18 protein-coding genes are annotated in these 17,178 nt (G+C 65.1%); 5 read left to right on the forward strand and 13 right to left on the reverse strand.

Going from position 1 to position 17,178, the window contains the following annotated elements:
• Window positions 1-56: 56 nt before the first annotated feature.
• Complete coding sequence (locus C84B14_RS03275; RefSeq protein WP_353221838.1) at window positions 57-1,502, reverse strand: hypothetical protein; 1,446 nt, start codon at window positions 1,500-1,502, stop codon at window positions 57-59.
• Window positions 1,503-1,657: 155 nt separating this feature from the next.
• Window positions 1,658-1,903 carry a hypothetical protein gene (locus C84B14_RS03280; RefSeq protein WP_353221839.1) on the reverse strand — a complete coding sequence of 82 codons (246 nt, stop codon included), beginning with the start codon at window positions 1,901-1,903 and terminating at the stop codon, window positions 1,658-1,660.
• Between the two features lie 137 nt (window positions 1,904-2,040).
• Between C84B14_RS03280 and C84B14_RS03285 the strand changes: the two genes are divergently transcribed.
• On the forward strand, window positions 2,041-2,556 hold the full coding sequence (locus C84B14_RS03285; RefSeq protein WP_353221840.1) for a YqiA/YcfP family alpha/beta fold hydrolase: 516 nt from the start codon (window positions 2,041-2,043) through the stop codon (window positions 2,554-2,556).
• Here C84B14_RS03285 and C84B14_RS03290 read toward each other — a convergent pair.
• Entirely contained in the window at window positions 2,519-3,601 is a 1,083-nt protein-coding gene (locus C84B14_RS03290) for a quinone-dependent dihydroorotate dehydrogenase (RefSeq protein WP_353221841.1), read from the reverse strand. The two genes, C84B14_RS03285 and C84B14_RS03290, sit on opposite strands and share 38 nt — an antisense overlap.
• 164 nt (window positions 3,602-3,765) lie before the next feature.
• Here C84B14_RS03290 and dusA point away from each other — a divergent pair, with 164 nt between their 5' ends.
• The 4 genes from dusA (at window position 3,766) to C84B14_RS03310 (ending at window position 6,933) form a co-directional block, all read left to right on the forward strand.
• On the forward strand, window positions 3,766-4,794 hold the full coding sequence (dusA, locus tag C84B14_RS03295; RefSeq protein ID WP_353221842.1) for a tRNA dihydrouridine(20/20a) synthase DusA: 1,029 nt from the start codon (window positions 3,766-3,768) through the stop codon (window positions 4,792-4,794).
• An 86-nt stretch (window positions 4,795-4,880) separates the two neighbouring features.
• On the forward strand, window positions 4,881-5,372 hold the full coding sequence (locus C84B14_RS03300) for a peptidylprolyl isomerase (RefSeq protein WP_348767334.1): 492 nt from the start codon (window positions 4,881-4,883) through the stop codon (window positions 5,370-5,372).
• Between the two features lie 6 nt (window positions 5,373-5,378).
• Window positions 5,379-6,101 carry a UDP-2,3-diacylglucosamine diphosphatase gene (locus C84B14_RS03305; RefSeq protein ID WP_353221843.1) on the forward strand — a complete coding sequence of 241 codons (723 nt, stop codon included), beginning with the start codon at window positions 5,379-5,381 and terminating at the stop codon, window positions 6,099-6,101.
• A gap of 70 nt (window positions 6,102-6,171) precedes the next feature.
• Window positions 6,172-6,933 carry an SDR family NAD(P)-dependent oxidoreductase gene (locus C84B14_RS03310; protein ID WP_353221844.1) on the forward strand — a complete coding sequence of 254 codons (762 nt, stop codon included), beginning with the start codon at window positions 6,172-6,174 and terminating at the stop codon, window positions 6,931-6,933.
• Window positions 6,934-6,939: 6 nt separating this feature from the next.
• On the opposite strand, the gene C84B14_RS03315 is transcribed toward C84B14_RS03310, so the two are convergent.
• From C84B14_RS03315 to C84B14_RS03360, 10 genes are all read right to left on the reverse strand, one after another.
• A complete protein-coding gene (locus C84B14_RS03315; RefSeq protein WP_353222050.1) occupies window positions 6,940-7,734 on the reverse strand; it encodes a ferritin-like domain-containing protein in 795 nt (264 codons plus the stop codon).
• Window positions 7,731-8,918, reverse strand: coding sequence for an O-succinylhomoserine sulfhydrylase (locus C84B14_RS03320; RefSeq protein ID WP_353221845.1), 1,188 nt, complete (start codon window positions 8,916-8,918; stop codon window positions 7,731-7,733). Before C84B14_RS03320 ends, C84B14_RS03315 begins: the two co-directional genes overlap by 4 nt.
• Before the next feature lie 482 nt (window positions 8,919-9,400).
• The gene (gene purF / locus C84B14_RS03325; protein ID WP_353221846.1) at window positions 9,401-10,912 is read right to left on the reverse strand and encodes an amidophosphoribosyltransferase; all 1,512 of its coding nucleotides are present in this window, start codon (window positions 10,910-10,912) and stop codon (window positions 9,401-9,403) included.
• A 12-nt stretch (window positions 10,913-10,924) separates the two neighbouring features.
• A complete protein-coding gene (locus tag C84B14_RS03330; RefSeq protein ID WP_348767329.1) occupies window positions 10,925-11,455 on the reverse strand; it encodes a CvpA family protein in 531 nt (176 codons plus the stop codon).
• A gap of 67 nt (window positions 11,456-11,522) precedes the next feature.
• Entirely contained in the window at window positions 11,523-12,197 is a 675-nt protein-coding gene (locus tag C84B14_RS03335; protein WP_353221847.1) for an SPOR domain-containing protein, read from the reverse strand.
• Between the two features lie 8 nt (window positions 12,198-12,205).
• On the reverse strand, window positions 12,206-13,462 hold the full coding sequence (gene folC, locus C84B14_RS03340) for a bifunctional tetrahydrofolate synthase/dihydrofolate synthase (protein WP_353221848.1): 1,257 nt from the start codon (window positions 13,460-13,462) through the stop codon (window positions 12,206-12,208).
• On the reverse strand, window positions 13,459-14,346 hold the full coding sequence (accD, locus tag C84B14_RS03345) for an acetyl-CoA carboxylase, carboxyltransferase subunit beta (protein ID WP_348767326.1): 888 nt from the start codon (window positions 14,344-14,346) through the stop codon (window positions 13,459-13,461). The genes folC and accD overlap by 4 nt, the downstream gene beginning before the upstream one ends.
• Window positions 14,343-15,179, reverse strand: a complete 837-nt coding sequence (gene trpA, locus C84B14_RS03350; protein WP_348767325.1) for a tryptophan synthase subunit alpha — start codon at window positions 15,177-15,179, stop codon at window positions 14,343-14,345. The genes accD and trpA overlap by 4 nt, the downstream gene beginning before the upstream one ends.
• Complete coding sequence (trpB, locus tag C84B14_RS03355) at window positions 15,176-16,423, reverse strand: tryptophan synthase subunit beta (protein WP_491731474.1); 1,248 nt, start codon at window positions 16,421-16,423, stop codon at window positions 15,176-15,178. The genes trpA and trpB overlap by 4 nt, the downstream gene beginning before the upstream one ends.
• 67 nt (window positions 16,424-16,490) lie before the next feature.
• Window positions 16,491-17,162: a phosphoribosylanthranilate isomerase gene (locus C84B14_RS03360; protein ID WP_348767324.1), complete on the reverse strand. Its 672-nt coding sequence runs from the start codon at window positions 17,160-17,162 to the stop codon at window positions 16,491-16,493.
• Between the last annotated feature and the right edge of the window lie 16 nt (window positions 17,163-17,178).

Genomic DNA, 17,178 nt, shown 5'->3' on the forward strand with positions numbered 1-17,178 from the left:
CAAAGACAGCGTTGCGCGGCATTCTCGCGCGCGAGCGGCTGTGTCACAACCGTGTCTTATTCGGCCGGGCGCTTGTCGTCGTGGATCAGGCCGTGGCGCGCAAGCGCGTTTTCCACGAACGGCAGCAGTTCGGCCTCGCGGCGTACCGACAGATGCGAGCCGTGATACCAGTGCATGGCCGGTTCGTCCCAGTGGCGCCACAGCCGCAGGGGCTGATCGGGCGCTACCAGCTGATCGGCGGTCGCCGCGAATATATAGCGCCGCTCTTTTGGCACCAACGGATCCAGATGCAGGGGCGAAACCGGCGCCATCAGCTCGCTCAGCGCGCCTTGCGACAACCCCTGCGCTTCCAGAAACCGAAGGTGTAGCGTAGGCATATGCGCCCATAGCGCAGCCGGAATATCGGTGAGCGGAATACCGGCTATCACGCAGGCCAAGTCGGCTTCGAAAGCCGCCAGCAGCGCAGCGTGATAGCCGCCCAGACTGTAACCGAGAGCGCCGACCGGCTGGTCCGGTTGATCGGCCTGGATCCAGGCCTTGAGACGGCGCAGATCCCACAGGCCCTGGGCCTGGGCATGGATAAGATCGGCCATCGGCCCATCCAGGAATTCACCGCCGGTCACCCGGGCGATACTACGGCTGCCATGCAGCGGCAGAATCGGCATGGCGACGTTCATCCCGAACTTCAGATGCAGGCGTTTGGCGCGAAACAGCGACAGGTCGAGGCCATCGATGCCCATGCGATAGCCGTGAATGCAGATCAACCACGGCCGCGGTGCGCCCGCATGGCGAAAGATACGCGCGGCCATATTCTGGTTGGGCCGATGGCCTTCCCAGCGCGCTGCGCCCGGCAGGGCCGGATCGGCTTCGAACTCGCTGTCGAAATACAGCCACTCGAACTCGCAGCCGCGCGATCGGGTCGGCAGCAGCCGAAAGTCCGCCGGCGCGTGCGGCGTTCGGTGCCAGTGCTGGGCACCGTTCGCCCAATAGCCGTTCTCTGCCACCGCCTGCAGGGCTAGCAGCTCGTTATAGTCGCGCTTGACCACCGCGCCCCGCGGAATACGCGCGCCGGCGACGAACAGCCCCAACAGGGCTTCATCGGTCGCGACCTTGCGGCAAACGCCCAGCGACAACGGCGGCTGCGGCACCGCCGCGGGCCGTACCGACTCCAGCGTCGCAACCCAGCCGGCCACGAGAAAACAGGCGACCGCGCCGACGAGTAATACCAGCGCCGACCAACCCAACCAGGGTGATAGCAGTACCGCAATCGGTGCGCTGACCAAGGCGCCAAGGGCCAGATACTGGGTGATCTGGCGATCGCCGGGCCATAGCGCGATGGCGGTACCGCAGCCAAGAATCGGCACGCCGGCGAACGCGGCCGGGATCGCCACCGCCCACGCGTGGCCCCAGCCACTGGCCAACCAGAACAACCCCACCGCCAACGGTATCAACGCGGCGAGCTGCCAGCGGGGTTGGTCGCGCATGGCTTGCTGTTCGCTCATATGATCAACCTGGCATTGAACGGTCTGGAATACGGTGCGCGGCGACGTCCATCAAATCGAAGGTGAAGGCCGGCACGGCTCGCCGTTGCACGTTCGCTTCGCTATGGGCCGATGCACGCATGCACCCGCCGGGCCACCGGTCGGCGATCAAGCGGTCAATAACGCTGCGCCACGGCAAAGATGACCACGCCGATCAGCGCGACCAGCAACACGCCCTGCCCCAGCCACAGCGCGGGGTGACGCTTTTGCACCAGCCAGGTCGACAGAGCGGCCGCCCCAGTGAAGCCAGCCGTCACCAGCGCGATCTGTACGACATGGTCGAAATCGCCGCCGGCATCGGCTACCAGCTGCGGGTAGGGCCACATCATCAGACAGACCACCGCATAGAGCAGCGTCGTCACCGCGCCGATGCCCAGGGCAGCCCAGTTGAGAAAAGACAGAAGTTTCAGCGTCGGTCCCCGTGCTACGGATCGAACAGCGCACGATGAGACCGTGCACCGTGGCATAGTACGACGCCCTGCCAATCAACGTCCATTCGATGTCCGAGATATCCGAACCCCGTGTTGTTTTCGCCCACGGCAAGGAAAGCGGTCCCTGGGGCAGCAAGATCCAGCATCTGGCAGACATTGCGCGCGCCCATGGCTTTGCCGTCGAGAGCCTCGATTACAGTGATCTGATGGACGCAACGGCCCGGGTCGAACGCCTGCTGGCGCATGCGCCCACCGGCGCGCCACTGGTGCTGGTCGGTTCCAGCATGGGCGGCTATGTTGCAGCGATGGCCTGCCAGACGCTCGCCCCCGATGCACTGCTGCTGATGGCGCCCGCGCTCTACCTCGAGGGCTATCCCGGCGATCCGTCCCACTGTCCCGACGATACCGTGGTCGTCCACGGCTGGGACGACGATATCGTGCCGCTCGAGGGCAGCTATGCCTTCGCCAGTGCGAGGCGCGCGGCCCTGCATGTCGTCGCCGATGGCCACCGCCTCGCCGACTCGATCGAGCTGATCGGTGACCTGTTCAGCGCCCAGCTGCAGCGCGCGCTCGATCGCGGTTGACCACGCTCTTGAGCGCCTTGGCACGCTGGCCGGCATATACCCGCTGTGCTGCCCGCGCGCAGTCGGCGATCAGACGTGGCCCCTGATAGATCAGCCCCGTATACATCTGCAGCGCAGTAGCCCCGGCTTCGAGCTTGTCAGTCGCATCGCGCGCGCTCTGGATACCGCCCACGCCGATGATCGGCAGCGTTGCGCCCAGGCGCGCATGCAACGCGGCAATCACCCGCGTGGCCTGCGCGCGTACCGGCACCCCGCTCAAGCCGCCGGCCTCGCGAGTCCAGCGTAACGGCACCCCGTCGCGGGCGATGGTGGTATTCGTGGCAATCACGCCGTCGATACGGTGGTGAAGCAGGCGATCGGCAATCGCATCCAGCTGTGATTCGGTCAGATCCGGTGCGATCTTGACCGCCAGCGGGACGTAGCGCGACTCGGCCTCGGCCAGGCGGTCGCGCTCTTCGCACAGCGCGCCCAGCAGCTCATCGAGGCTTTCCCGCCCCTGCATATCGCGCAGACCCTTGGTGTTGGGCGAAGAAATATTGATCGTCACGTAGTCGGCAATGGCGTAAACCGACTTAAGCGCGGCCAGATAATCGGCCACCGCCTGTTCCGGCGGCGTGATCGCATTCTTGCCGATATTGATGCCCAACGCGGTCTTGCCCTGCCGACGCTTCGCGCGTTCCACCAGCGCCGCGACGCCGTCGTTGTTGAACCCCATACGGTTGATCAAGGCGCGCTGTTCGGGCAGACGGAACAGGCGCGGCCGGGCGTTGCCCGGCTGGGGCTCGGGCGTGACCGTGCCCACTTCGACAAAACCGAAACCCAGGGCCGACAGGCCGTCGATACAACGGCCGTCCTTGTCGAGGCCGGCGGCCAGCCCGATCGGGTTGGGCAGCTGCATACCCATGAGATCGACCGGCACGTGCGGCATCTTGTCGGCATAGATTCGCTGCACCAGAGCGGTGCTGCGCGACAGCGTGCCCAGGGTCAGGTCGTGTGCCGTCTCCGGGTCCAGCGCAAACAACGCACGCCGGGCGAACGCGTACATAACCGCTCCTGCAGATCGAAACAATGAAATCTATCCGAACGCCTATTGTGACGGCGATTCACGGCCCGTGCGAGTTCGCAGCGCGACGTCAGCCGGCCCGCCCTCGCCGACCCGTCTCGCCATCCGGGCCACCCGGCCTGCAAAAGCGCGTAAAATATGGCGCGATGACGGCAACAGACACGCAAACGTCGATTCCGGCCAGTGCCGGCCCGACTCCGGGCACGCGCATAAGCGTCGCCCCCATGATGGCCTGGACCACGCGCGAACAGCGTTACTTCATGCGCCAGATTACCCGCTCGGCCCTGCTCTACACCGAGATGGTGACCACCGGCGCGTTGATTCACGGCGATCGCGAGCGATTTCTGGCCTATCACGCCGACGAACACCCCGTCGCCCTGCAGCTTGGCGGCAGCGATCCCTCGGCTATGGGCGACTGCGCCGCCATGGCCGAGGACCACGGCTACGACGAGGTCAACATCAACGTCGGCTGCCCGTCGGATCGGGTTCAGAATGGCACCTTCGGCGCCTGTTTAATGGGCGAGCCGAAACGCGTGGCCGACTGCGTGGCAGCGATGAAGGCCCGGGTTTCGATCCCGGTGACGGTCAAGACCCGTATCGGCATCGATCATCAGGACAGCTACGAATTCCTGTACGCGTTCGCCAGCGCCGTTGCCGCGGCCGGCGCCGACGCGCTGATCGTGCATGCGCGCAAGGCCTGGCTATCCGGGCTCAGCCCCAAGGAAAATCGCGAGATCCCGCCGCTGGACTATGCGCGCGTGCATGCGCTCAAGCGCGACTTCCCGGCCCTGCCCATGAGCATCAATGGCGGCTTCGTGGATCTGGATAGCGCCGCTGCCCAGCTCGCCCACGTCGACGGCGTGATGATCGGCCGCGAAGCCTACAAGAATCCGTACGTGATGGCGGATGTCGACCGGCGATTCTTCAACGCCAACGCGGCGGTACCAAACCGACGCGCGATCGTCGAAGCCACGCGCGGCTTCATTGCCGATCATCTGGCAGCAGGCGGCGCGCTCAAGGACGTTACCCGCCATATGCTGGGTCTGTATCATGGCCAGCCGGGCGGTCGGGCCTGGCGACGCGTGCTCTCCGAGCAGGGTCATCGAAAGGATGCCGACCTGAACGTTCTCGATGCGGCACTTGCGCGCGTCGAACCAACCGAGGCCGTTGCCTGATGAAGTTGCTCGCTACTGTTTTCGTTTCCATCGCGCTCTGCGCGCCCCTCGCGTTCGCCGCCGGCGACGCCAGCAAGGATGATTCCATGGTTGTTATGCATACCAATCTCGGTGATATCACGATCGAGGTCTTCGAAGACGATGCGCCCAAGTCGGCCGCGAATTTTCTGCAGTACGTGCGCGACGGCTTTTACGACGGCACCATCTTCCATCGTGTGATTCCGGGCTTCGTGATTCAGGGCGGCGGCTTCACCGAAGACTATCAACAGAAGAAAACGCGTGACCCGATCGTCAACGAGGCCGACAACGGCCTGAAGAACGATCGCGGCACCCTGTCGATGGCCCGCACCAGCGATCCCAACTCGGCCACTTCGCAGTTCTTCGTCAACCTCACCGACAACGCGCCGCTCAACCCGAGCCGCGGCAATGCCGGCTATGCAGTGTTCGGCAAGGTCACCGACGGCATGGACGTGGTCGACAAGATCGCCGCCGGCCCGACCGGTTCGGCCGGCCCGTTCCGTCAGGACGCGCCCCAGAACCAGGTCGTGATCGAGACCGCCGAGGTCGTCGAAGACTAGTCGAGGGTGGCGGTTCATCTACTCGCCGATGTCCATCTGACCGGCGACGACGACCCGAACACCGAACGCCTGATTCGTTATCTGGACGGCCCGGCCCGCGCGGCCGAGGCCGTCTACGTGCTGGGCGATCTGTTCGATGTATGGGTGGGCGACGATGGTTCCCTGCCCGTTCATGCCCGCGTGATCGACCGTTTCGCGGCCCTGGCCCGGACCGGCGTCGCGCTGTATTTCATGCGCGGCAACCGCGATTTCGCGGTCGGGGAAGCGTTCGTGGCCGCCAGCCATATGCAGATCCTCGACGACCCGCTGGTGGTCGATCTGCAAGGCACGCCGACGCTGCTGTCGCACGGCGATATCTTCTGTACCGACGACACGGCCCATCAGGCCTTTCGTGCGCGCTATACCGATCCGCGCTGGCGGGCGCGCATGCTCAAGATCCCGCTATGGCTGCGGCGGCGCATCGCGCGGCGCGCACGCAAGCGCAGCATGCGCGGCAAGGCGAGCAAGCCGGCCCACATCATGGACGTCAACGCCGGTGCCGTACGCCAGGGCCTGCAGACGCATGGCGTGTCGCGGCTCATTCACGGGCATACCCATCGCCCCGATAGCCATCGTTTCGATATCGATGGCCAGGTCTGCGAACGCATCGTACTTGCAGACTGGCGCCCGGAGCGGGCCGAGGTGCTCGTCGCAAACGGCCACAGCATCGAACGCCTGGATGTGGCGTAGCAGCCGCTCTGCGTGAGCGCGATCGGCCGTGGTAACGTGAAATCCTCGCATTTCAAAACCAAACCGCAGCATGAGCCAGTACACCTTGATCACGGGCGCCAGTTCCGGGATCGGCGAAAGCCTCGCCCGTGAGTATGCCGAAAGCGGCCACGACCTGATTCTGACCGCCCGTCGGACCGACCGTCTGGAAAAGCTTGCCGCAGAGCTGCGCGAGCGGCACGGCCGCAGCGTCGAAGTGGTCAGCGCGGATCTGGGCGACCCCAGCGGAGTGGCCGAGCTGGCCGATACGGTGATCGCTCGCGACTGGGGCCTGCAGGGACTGGTCAACAACGCCGGCTTTGGCGATAGCGGACCCTTCGCCAAGCGCCCGCGCGAAAAACAGCTGGCCATGATTCAGGTCAACGTCACCGCGCTGGTGGATCTCACCCATCGGCTATTACCCCAGCTTCAACGGGCCCAGGCACCCTTCATCCTCAACGTGGCCTCGGTGGCCGCCTTCCAGGCCGGCCCCAACATGGCGGTCTACTACGCCAGCAAGGCGTTCGTGCTGTCGTTTTCGGAAAGCCTGGCCGAAGAGCTGCGCGGGCGTGTCTCGGTAAGTGCGCTCTGCCCGGGCCCGACCGATTCCGAGTTCGCCGAACGCGCGGAGGCCAGCAAGGCCAAGTTGTTCAAGATGGGCACGATGACCAGCCAGCAGGTCGCCGAAATCGGCGTCAAGAATCAGAACCGCACGATCGTGATACCGGGCGTGCGCAACAAGATGATGGTCTGGAGCGGCAAGGTCACGCCTCGTGCGCTGCTGCGACGCGTGGCCTATCGCATCAATCGCTGACCGCGCCTATGAATGGCGCTTGGCGAGCCAGTCCAGTTCGTTTTCCGAAAACCGGGCTTGCCGCCGGGCGGGAAAGTTGTACGGGCCCGGCGGGCCTCCGTTCATGTATTCGTCGAGCAGCTGGGTAAAGGTGCTGTCCGGCTCGAGCCCGCGCGGCTCGGCGCAATAGCGAAACCAGCGAGTGCCGATTTCCACATGCGGCACTTCTTCTTCGAGAATGACTTCCAGGATGGCGACGGTTTCATCGTCCCCGGCCTGGCGCAGCTTCTCGATCATGCCCGGGGTAACGTCCAGGCCGCGAGCTTCGAGCACGCGTGGCACCAGCGCCATGCGAATCATCACATCGTGGGCAGTTTTGACCGCCATTTCCCACAGCCCGTTGTGGGCATCGAAATCGCCGTAGGTGAAACCGTAGTCGGCCAGTCGATTGTTGAGCATTTCGAAATGGCGCGACTCGTCGGCCGCCATGCTCAGCCAGTCGGCATAGAAGGCCGCCGGCATGCCACGAAACCGATAGGCCGCGTCCAATCCGAGATTGATGGCGTTGAACTCGATATGGGCGATTGCATGGATCAACGCCGCCCGCCCGGCCGGTTTTCCCAGACCCCGCTTGGCCAGCCGGGCCGGATGCACCAGCGCCGGCGCGTCCGGGCGCCCCGGTACGACCACGGGCTCCGGCGTGCCGCCGGCATCCGCCAGCGCCGAGCTATCCGCCGCGTGCAGCGCCCGCGTCGCCGCGCATTTCTGCGCGGGGTCGCGCATCATCAGCGCGGCATGGACATCGTCGATATGCACGCTCAGTCCAGACCGCGGGCCAGATCGGCGATGATGTCTTCGACGTTCTCCAGCCCCACCGAGATACGAATCACGCCCTCGGTGATGCCGGCCCGGGCTCGATCCTCGGCCGAGATGCGGGCATGGGTGGTACTCGCCGGGTGCACGATCGTGGTTCGCGTATCGCCCAGATTCGCGGTGATCGAGAGCATGCGCGTGGCGTTGATCAGCTTGAACGCGGCTTCACGACCGCCGGCCACCCGCAGCGACAGCACGCTGCCGAAGCCGCCCGGCTGCTGGCGCGCGGCCAGTTCGTGCTGGGCATGCGAGGCCAGCCCCGGGTAATAGACGTGTTCGACGCCCGGCTGTGCGACCAGCCATTCCGCTACCTGCTGGGCCGAACGGCAGTGCGCCTGCATGCGAACTTCCAGCGTTTCCAGCGCCTTGTAGAACAGCCAGGCGTTGAACGGGCTCATGGTGGGCCCGCAGGTGCGCAGAAAACGAAATACCTTGTCGCCGACGATGTCGGCATCGCCTACGACGGCACCGCCGAGCGCCCTGCCCTGGCCATCCAGAAACTTGGTCGCCGAATGCGTGACCACATGGGCGCCGAAATCCAGCGGCCGCTGCAGGGCCGGCGTACAGAAACAGTTGTCGACCACCAGCAGCGCATCGTTATCGTTCGCGATCTCGGCCAGCGCGGCCATATCGACGATTTCGGTAAGCGGATTGGAGGGGGTCTCCACGAACAACATGCGCGTAGCCGGCGTGATCGCGGCCTTCCAGGCGTCGATGTCTTCCGGCGATACATAGCTGGTGGTGATGCCGAGCTTGGCCAGATAGTTGTTGAACAGGCCGATGGTGGAGCCGAACAGCGTATGGGCCGCCACGATATGGTCGCCGGCTTCCAGCGTGGCCAGACAGGTGGCCAGGATCGCGGACATACCCGAGGCCGTGGCCACGCAGCACTCGCCGCCTTCCATGGCCGCCAGCCGCTTACAGAAAGCGTCGACCGTGGGATTGGTGAAACGCGAATAGATATTGCCCGGCGTGTTGCCGGCAAAACGTTCCGCACATTCTTCGGCCGAATCGAACACGAAGCTCGACGTCATGTAGATGGCGTTGCTGTGCTCGCTTTCGGGCGTGCGATGGGTGCCGGCACGCACGCCGCGTGTGGCCGTCCCCCAGCTTTCGTCGAATTCTTCGCTCATAGACTATCTCCAGGCAGGCGGTCTCGGGCATAAAAAAACCCGCAGTCGCTATGCGATGCAGGCTTGCCGTCCCTTGACCGTTTAGCGGAATTTCAGGCCGGCCAACAGTTACGCGCATCCGCCGCGCCGCCGGCGATTTTCTGCAGGCCAAGGCGCAGTGCGCGTCGTGTAGCGTGCTACATGAGCGAGCTGCAACGCTGGAATGCTGAAAATCGCCAGCGGCCCGCAGGGTTGCGCTCAAAATCCCGCCAAGCGGCGTTAGTCGTCGCTCATTGGGTGAAACCCAATTTCGCTCCTCTTGCCTTGCTTGACCGAATTTTGCGCAGCAACGCGGCGATGCGATTAACTGTTTGCCGGCCTTAGGGCGCCCGCAAGCTGTTACAAATCGGCGCCGGTGCATTATGAAACCACCGGGCGCCGCGATCAACCATGGGCACGCGGCGCCCATTCATGTCGGCGCGCCTGGGGACGCTCTGCATTCCCTAGCCGTCGTTATGTAGTTCAAGAACCGCGTTGTCCTTGGCACGCCGGTCTTCGCGGGCGGCGTCGGCGCGGAACAGCTCCAGCTGCTCGAGATAGGAGGCGCTGATATCCGCGGTCACGTACTCGCCGGTGAACACGGAGTCGTCGAAACGCTCCAGATCGGCGTTGCCCACGTTGACCGAGCGCACCAGATCTTCCATGTCCTGATAGATCAGCTTGTCTGCGCCAATGATTTCGGCAATCTCTTCTTCGCTATGACCATGGGCGACCAGCTCGGTCGCACTCGGCATATCGATGCCGTAGACGTTCGGGTAGCGAACAGGCGGCGCGGCCGAGGCGAAATAGACCTTGCGGGCGCCGGCGTCGCGCGCCATTTCGATGATCTGACGCGAAGTCGTGCCGCGCACGATGGAATCGTCGACGAGCAGCACGTTCTTGTCGGCGAATTCGAGATCGATGGGGTTGAGCTTCTGGCGAACCGATTTCGCCCGCTGCTGCTGGCCCGGCATGATGAAGGTCCGCCCGATATAGCGGTTCTTGATGAAACCTTCCCGGTACTTCACGTCAAGCTGGCTGGCGAGCTCCACGGCCGCGGTGCGGCTGGTGGAAGGAATGGGAATGACCACGTCGATGTCGTGATCCGGCCATTCGCGCTGGATCTTTTCCGCCAGATACGTGCCCATGCGCAGACGCGCCTTGTAGACATAGACGTCGTCGATCACCGAATCCGGACGTGACAGATAGACATACTCGAAGATGCACGGCGCATAGCTGGGGTTGTCGGCGCATTGCTGTACGTGAATCTCGCCGTCGAGGGTGATGACCACGCACTCGCCCGGATTGATATCGTCGATGAGTTCGTAACCCAGCGCATCGAGCGCCACCGACTCGGAGGCGATCATGTAATCGGTACCGGCCTCGGTTTCGCGCTTGCCGTAGACCACGGGCCGGATACCGTGGGGATCGCGAAACCCGACCAGGGCGTAGCCGGTAATCAGCGCGGTGGCCGCATAGCCGCCGCGGCAGCGCCGGTGCACGGCCGTGACCGCCTCGAAAATGTCCGAGGGTGCCAGCTGCAAGCGTTCGCTGCGCATCAGCTCGTGCGCGAATACGTTGAGCAGAATCTCGGAATCGGAATCGGTATTCAGATGACGCCGATCCGAACGGTAAAGCTCTTCCTTGAGCTGATCGGCGTTGGTGAGATTGCCGTTGTGCGACAGGCAGATGCCGTACGGCGTGTTCACGTAGAACGGCTGCGCCTCGGCGCTGGTATCCACCCCCGCGGTGGGGTAGCGCACATGCCCCACCCCGGCGTTGCCCTGCAGGCGCAGCATGTGGTCGGTACGAAACACGTCGCGCACCAGCCCGTTGTCCTTGCGCAGGAACAGCCGGCCACCGCTGGTGGTGACGATGCCGGCCGCATCCTGGCCGCGGTGCTGCAGCACCGTCAGGGCGTCATACAGCTCCTGGTTGACGGGGGTATGAGAAACGATGCCTACAATGCCGCACATAGCGAGACCAGTTCAGATAGAGGATGAAGAATCTTCAGCCGGCGCCGCCGGCTCAGGATAGGTGATCGCGCCGGCCAGATCCGGCGGCAGGAAATCGCGCACCCAGAGCGCGCCGTCCTGTAGATGGGCGATGAATATCGACTGCTGCCACCACGCATCGCGCGGTACCGGCGTCACGCCTGCAAGCAGCACCAGCACGATCAGTACCGCCACGCCACGCAGCACGCCAAACAGGCCGCCGATCGCGCGGTCGGTACCGGCGAAACCGGTCTGGTTCACCAATCGGCCGATGACGTAGTTCAAGACCGCTCCCAGCAGCAGAACCAGAATGAAGATCAGGCCGAACGCCACCGCCAGACGGGCCGAGCCCACGGATATCCAGCCCTGCAGCAATGCTGCACCCGTATCGGCGAAGGAGAACGCTAGATAGAAAGCCAGGAGCCAGGTTGCAAGCCCGATGGCTTCGCGCAGAAAGCCGCGGAAGAAACCGATGGTCGCAGACAGCGCGACCACGGCCAGAATGGCGATATCGACCCAGATCATGGCACCCGTTCAAACCGGCCGGACCCAGGTAGTCTAGCAAACACATACCCGGGCCGACCGCGCATGATCACTCGGCGCGGCGAACCAGCGTCGCGCGCCCCGCTCGCCGCAGCTGCGCCGCCGCCGAATTGGCCGCCGCCTCATTTTCGAACGGCCCCACGCGCACGCGATAGTAGGTGGTGCCGTTGACGTCGCCTGCGCGATAAAACGCCTTGAATTCGCCGTTGAGCTCACGCGCGACTTTTTCGGCGCTTGCCTCGTCACGAAAACTCGCCACCTGCACTACATAGCCACCCGAGAACGAGGCATTTTGGCGCAGAGAGCCGCCACTGTTCGACGCCGACGCTTCGGCGGTCGCGCCGGCCGGCTCGGAGGGCGCTTCGGCTGCGGGCTCAGGTTCGGGCTCGGCACGTCGCGCCGGCTCGCTACGAACCGGGGTGCGCTCAGCCACGCTGGCCGGCGACACGGCCTCGGGCAGGTCCGGCGTCTCGACCTCGTCCGGCGCTTGCTCGGCTTCACGACGTTCGCCTGCGGCGACGCCGCTGGCTCCGTCCACGTCGTCGCGCACCGGGGCGTCATCGTCGCCCGCGCTGGCCGGGCGCGCCTCGCCATCCGGGGCGACTTCGTAAACGCGCATGGCCTGCGTATCGCCGTCGTCGCCCTGCATGCAGCGCGCCAGCAACAACGGCAGCGCAATGCCCAGAACGACCAGAACCACGGCTCCGACAACTCGTTTTTTCATTACATCCTTCATGACGGCATTGGCCTCCGGGCGTGCGCCACGGTAAGAAAGGAACCACACACGACCAGGCGATCACCGGGCTCACTCGCCGATTGCGCCGCACTCAACGCAGCCGCCGGCGACTCGTAAAGCCCACCTTCGATACCGGCACGACGGGCGAGTTCCGATGCGCGAAGACCGCGCGCGCCCAACGTATCCAGGCCTGCGAAATAGAATCGCTCGGCCACCTTTTCAAGGTGTGCCGCCACCGTTTCGACCGGTTTATCCGCAAGCATACCGAGTACTACATGGGTGCGGCCCGATATCTGCTGGGCCGCCAGTTCCCCAGCGAGCACGGCGACCGCCTCGGCGTTGTGGGCGACATCGTAGATGATCGGTACCGCGGCGTCGACGCGTTCGCGCCGCCCGACCAGCCGCGCCTGTGCACGACAGGCGCTATCGATCGCAGCCGCGCCCGGCAGCGTATCGGTGAGCGCATCGACCACGGCCAGCGCGCCCGCCAGATTATCCGCCAGCACGCCGGGCACCCGCGACAGTTCGCGCCTGTGGCCGCCACGATGAAAGGACCAGCCCCCGCCCACGTATTCGATATCGAAGGCTTCGCCGATGCCTTCCAGGCGTGCGCCGATGTTGTCTGCATGGCGCGCCAGCGACGCCGGCGGCTTGCGATCGCAGCAGATGGCCGGGCGATCCGGACGCATGACGCCCGCCTTCTCATAGCCGATGCTTTCGCGATCGTTGCCCAGCCAGTCGAGGTGATCGAGCCCGATGTTGGTAATCAGCGCGACGTCGGCATCGACGATATTGACCGCGTCCAGGCGTCCACCCAGGCCGACCTCGAGCACGGCATAGTCCACGCGCTCGGCGTCGAACAGCCACAGCGCGGCCAGGGTGCCGTACTCGAAAAACGTCAGCGACGTATCGCCACGCGCGGCCTCCACTGCCTTGAACGCGCGCAGCAGCGCGACATCCGACACCGGCGCGCCGTCGATACGAAAACGTTCGTTGTAGCGCCACAGATGTGGCGAGGTATAGGTTCCCACACGCGCGCCATCGCTGAGCAGCTGCTCGATAAGCGCGACACAGCTGCCCTTGCCGTTGGTGCCGGCCACGATTACGCGCCGGGCCCGGCCGGTGGGCACGCCCAGGCGATGGGCCACTTCGGATACCCGCGCCAGGCCCAGCTCCATCTCGCTGGCGTGCAGCGTGAGCTGCCAGGCCAGCCAGTCGTCGACGCTGCCGTCGAGCGGCGCAGGTTCGTTCACGTTACATCGGCGGCCTGTTCCGGCGCGGCATCGTAGTGCATGAAGACGGAAACCACCTTGTGGATGCGGTCACGCAGGTGCCGGCGCTCGACGATCATGTCGACCGCGCCGTGCTCGAGCAGGAATTCGCTACGCTGGAAGCCTTCCGGCAGCGTCTGCTTGACCGTCTGCTCGATGACGCGCGGCCCGGCAAAGCCGATGAGGGCTTCCGGCTCCGCGACGTTGATATCGCCCAGCATGGCATAGCTTGCCGCCACGCCGCCCATGGTCGGATGGGTGAGCACCGACACGAACGGCAGGCCACGATCGGCCAGACGTGTGAGCGCGGTGCTCGTCTTGCCCATCTGCAGGAGCGAAAACAGGCCTTCCTGCATGCGTGCCCCGCCGCTGGCGGAAAAGAATATGAACGGACAGTTGCGCTCGATGGCCCCGTGCACGCCGCGCACGAAGGCTTCACCGACTACGCTGCCCATGGAGCCGCCCATGAAGCCGAAGTCGAGGGCCCCGGCCACCACCGGCATCTGCTTGAGCGTGCCGGCCATGACCAGCGCCGCTTCGCGTTCGCCGGAGTCCTTCTGCGCCTGGCTCAGGCGCTCGCGATATTTACGGCTGTCGCGAAACTTGAGCGGGTCGCGCGGCTCGATGCCCAGGGCCAGCTCTTCACGATTGTCGGGGTCGAGAAACAGATCGAGGCGCTTGCGCGCGCGCAGACGCTGGTGCGCGTTGCACTTCGGGCAGACCTCCAGCGAGCGCTCCATCTCGGCGCTGTAGAGCACCGCACCGCAGTTGCTGCACTTGGTCCAAAGGCCTTCCGGGACCGTGCTTTTCTTTGCCGCCGAGTCGTTGCGCATCTGCGACGGCATGAGTTTTTCGAGCCAGCTCATGCGCGGCGTGCCTCCTCTTGCATATTGTCCTGTTCGTCGATCGCGCGACGCATGGCCGACAGGGTATCGCGTAACGCGGCCCGGGTGGCGTCGCGGTCCGCGCCGTGTTCGGCGATCTGGCGCACGAGCGCACTCCCGACCACCACGGCATCGGCCACCCGCGATACATCGGCGGCGTTTTCCGGCGTGCTGACCCCGAAACCTACCGCCACCGGCAGCTCGGTTTTGGCGCGAATACGTTCAATGCTCGCAGCCAGCGAGGATACGTCCAGGCTCGCCGAGCCGGTCACGCCCTTGAACGACACGTAGTAGACGAAACCGCCCGCGTTGGCGCAGATCTTTTCGATACGCGCTTCGCCGGTGGTCGGCGCGATCAGGCAGACGGCGTCGAGCCCGGCGCTTTCCAGCGTGGGCACGATATCCGGCGCCTCCTCGGCGGTCATGTCGACGATAAGTACGCCGTCCACGCCGGCCTTGTGCGCACGCTCGGCGAACGTGTCCAGGCCCATGCGATCGATGGGATTGAGATAGCCCATCAGCACGATCGGCGTTTCATTATCGCGCTGGCGGAATTCGGCCACCACGTCCAGCACGCCGGACAGGCTCATGCCGGCCGCCAGGGCGCGTTCACAGGCGCCCTGGATGACCGGCCCGTCCGCCATGGGGTCGGTAAACGGTACCCCGACTTCCAGCACGTCGGCGCCGGCCTCGACCAGGGCGTGCATGAAGCCGGCGGTCGCGTCCGGTGCCGGATCGCCGGCGGTGAGATAAGGGATCAGCGCGCTGCGCCCCTGCTCGCGCAGCGTACCCAGACGGCCTGCCAGGCGGCTCATAGCGTTTCTCCTGCGGCCTCGGCGACGCTCGCCATATCCTTGTCGCCGCGGCCGGACATATTCACCAGCACCACCTGGTCCGGCTTCATCGTGGCCGCCAGCTTCTGTGCATAGGCCACGGCATGTGCGGACTCGAGCGCCGGCATGATGCCCTCGATACGGGTGCATTCATGGAATGCGTTCAGCGCTTCGGTATCGGTGATGTCCACATAGTGCGCGCGTCCGATGTCCTTGAGCCAGGAGTGTTCTGGACCCACGCCTGGGTAATCCAGCCCGGCGGATACCGAGTGCGTGCCGCTGATCTGGCCGTTGTCGTCCTGCATGAGATAGGTGCGGTTACCGTGCAACACGCCCGAACGCCCGGCCGACAGCGGTGCCGCATGGCGGCCGGTGGCCACCCCGTCGCCGCCGGCTTCGACGCCGTAGATCTCGACCTCTTCGTCGTCGAGAAACGGATAGAAGATGCCGATCGCATTCGAACCGCCGCCCACGCAGGCGACCAGCGCATCCGGCAGGCGGCCGAGGCGTTCGAGCATCTGGCGTCGGGATTCGCGCCCGATCACGGCCTGAAAATCGCGCACCATGGCCGGATACGGGTGCGGGCCGGCGACCGTACCGATGATGTAGAAGGTATCGTCGACGTGCGCCACCCAGTCGCGCAGCGCTTCGTTCATGGCGTCCTTGAGCGTCTTGGAGCCGGACTCAACCGGGCGCACCTCGGCGCCCAGAAGGCGCATGCGATAGACGTTGGTGGCCTGGCGCCGCATGTCTTCGCTGCCCATGAACACCACGCACTCAAGCCCCAGCCGCGCGGCCACGGTCGCCGTTGCCACGCCGTGCTGGCCGGCACCGGTTTCGGCGATGATGCGCTTCTTGCCCATGCGGGCAGCCAGCAACGCCTGACCGATGGTGTTGTTGATCTTGTGGGCGCCGGTGTGGTTCAGGTCTTCGCGCTTGAACCAGATCTGGGCACCGCCGGCCTTCTTCGACAGCCGCTCCGCGTGGTAGAGCGGCGTCGGCCGGCCCACGTAGTCGGCCAGGTCTTTATCGAGCGCGGCCATGAAGGCCGGATCGTTGCGCGCGGCTTCATAGGCTGCGGACAGCTCATCGAGAGGCGCCATCAGCGTTTCGGCCACGAAGCGACCGCCATAGGGACCAAAGTGGCCGCGCGCATCGGGCATATTGCGCCAGGCGTGGACCAGCGGTGTACCTGGGTCGAGCTGCTGGGGTTCAGGTGTATTCATACTCTTCAAGCCTCTGTTCGATCGAAAAGCCCTGGCGGGCGTCGCTCGTCAATCTTTGTTCGTCGCTTCAAGCCGGGCCGGCATGCTCGCCTTGGCGGCGCTCGATCCCGCCCGGCCGGGCGCGGCTCACGGCAGCACAGAAGGCACGCACCTTTTCGGCGTCCTTGACGCCGGGTGCGCTTTCCACGCCGCTGCTCACATCCACCGCATACGGCTGAAAACGGCGAATGGCTTCACCCACGTTGTCGGCATGCAGCCCGCCGGCGATGATAATCGGCATATCGGGCATGACAGCCTCGCGCTGCCAGTCGAAGGTCTTGCCACTGCCGCCGGCAGCGCCAGCGCGGTTGGCGTCGAGCAGCAGCCCTTGCGCATCGTGATAATAATCGGCCCAGGCGCGCGGCTCGACGTTTTCCTCGCCCATCGGCACGCTCTTGAGAAACGGCCAGGCATAACGACGACAGAACTCGGCAGTTTCGCGGCCGTGAAACTGCAGCGCATCCGGGCGCAGCTGGTCAAGCACGGTCTGTACCGCGGCCGGCGCCGGCTCGAGAAACAGTGCGACCCGCGCCACGAACGGCGGCAGCTGGCGGCTGATGGCACAGGCCTGCTCAACGTCGATCGCCCGCGCGCTGGCTTCGTGAAAGACGAACCCGATCGCATCCGCGCCCGCATCCACGCTGACCAGCGCATCTTCCAGACGCGTGATGCCACAAATCTTGATGCGTACTCGTTTCATAGCCGTCGCCATGGCG

This window comes from Salinisphaera sp. C84B14 (assembly GCF_040361435.1).
GTDB lineage: Bacteria > Pseudomonadota > Gammaproteobacteria > Nevskiales > Salinisphaeraceae > Salinisphaera.

What these genes read in the sequence shown, in the direction of transcription:
- C84B14_RS03285 (WP_353221840.1), top strand. Translation starts at nt 2,041, where the DNA reads ATGTCCGAGATATCCGAACCCCGTGTTGTTTTCGCCCACGGCAAGGAA.
- purF (WP_353221846.1), bottom strand. Translation starts at nt 10,912, where the DNA reads ATGTGCGGCATTGTAGGCATCGTTTCTCATACCCCCGTCAACCAGGAG.
- C84B14_RS03300 (WP_348767334.1), top strand. Translation starts at nt 4,881, where the DNA reads ATGGTTGTTATGCATACCAATCTCGGTGATATCACGATCGAGGTCTTC.
- C84B14_RS03335 (WP_353221847.1), bottom strand. Translation starts at nt 12,197, where the DNA reads ATGAAAAAACGAGTTGTCGGAGCCGTGGTTCTGGTCGTTCTGGGCATT.
- C84B14_RS03290 (WP_353221841.1), bottom strand. Translation starts at nt 3,601, where the DNA reads ATGTACGCGTTCGCCCGGCGTGCGTTGTTTGCGCTGGACCCGGAGACG.
- accD (WP_348767326.1), bottom strand. Translation starts at nt 14,346, where the DNA reads ATGAGCTGGCTCGAAAAACTCATGCCGTCGCAGATGCGCAACGACTCG.
- C84B14_RS03320 (WP_353221845.1), bottom strand. Translation starts at nt 8,918, where the DNA reads ATGAGCGAAGAATTCGACGAAAGCTGGGGGACGGCCACACGCGGCGTG.
- dusA (WP_353221842.1), top strand. Translation starts at nt 3,766, where the DNA reads ATGACGGCAACAGACACGCAAACGTCGATTCCGGCCAGTGCCGGCCCG.
- C84B14_RS03275 (WP_353221838.1), bottom strand. Translation starts at nt 1,502, where the DNA reads ATGAGCGAACAGCAAGCCATGCGCGACCAACCCCGCTGGCAGCTCGCC.
- C84B14_RS03310 (WP_353221844.1), top strand. Translation starts at nt 6,172, where the DNA reads ATGAGCCAGTACACCTTGATCACGGGCGCCAGTTCCGGGATCGGCGAA.
- trpA (WP_348767325.1), bottom strand. Translation starts at nt 15,179, where the DNA reads ATGAGCCGCCTGGCAGGCCGTCTGGGTACGCTGCGCGAGCAGGGGCGC.
- C84B14_RS03330 (WP_348767329.1), bottom strand. Translation starts at nt 11,455, where the DNA reads ATGATCTGGGTCGATATCGCCATTCTGGCCGTGGTCGCGCTGTCTGCG.
- C84B14_RS03360 (WP_348767324.1), bottom strand. Translation starts at nt 17,162, where the DNA reads ATGAAACGAGTACGCATCAAGATTTGTGGCATCACGCGTCTGGAAGAT.
- trpB (WP_491731474.1), bottom strand. Translation starts at nt 16,423, where the DNA reads ATGAATACACCTGAACCCCAGCAGCTCGACCCAGGTACACCGCTGGTC.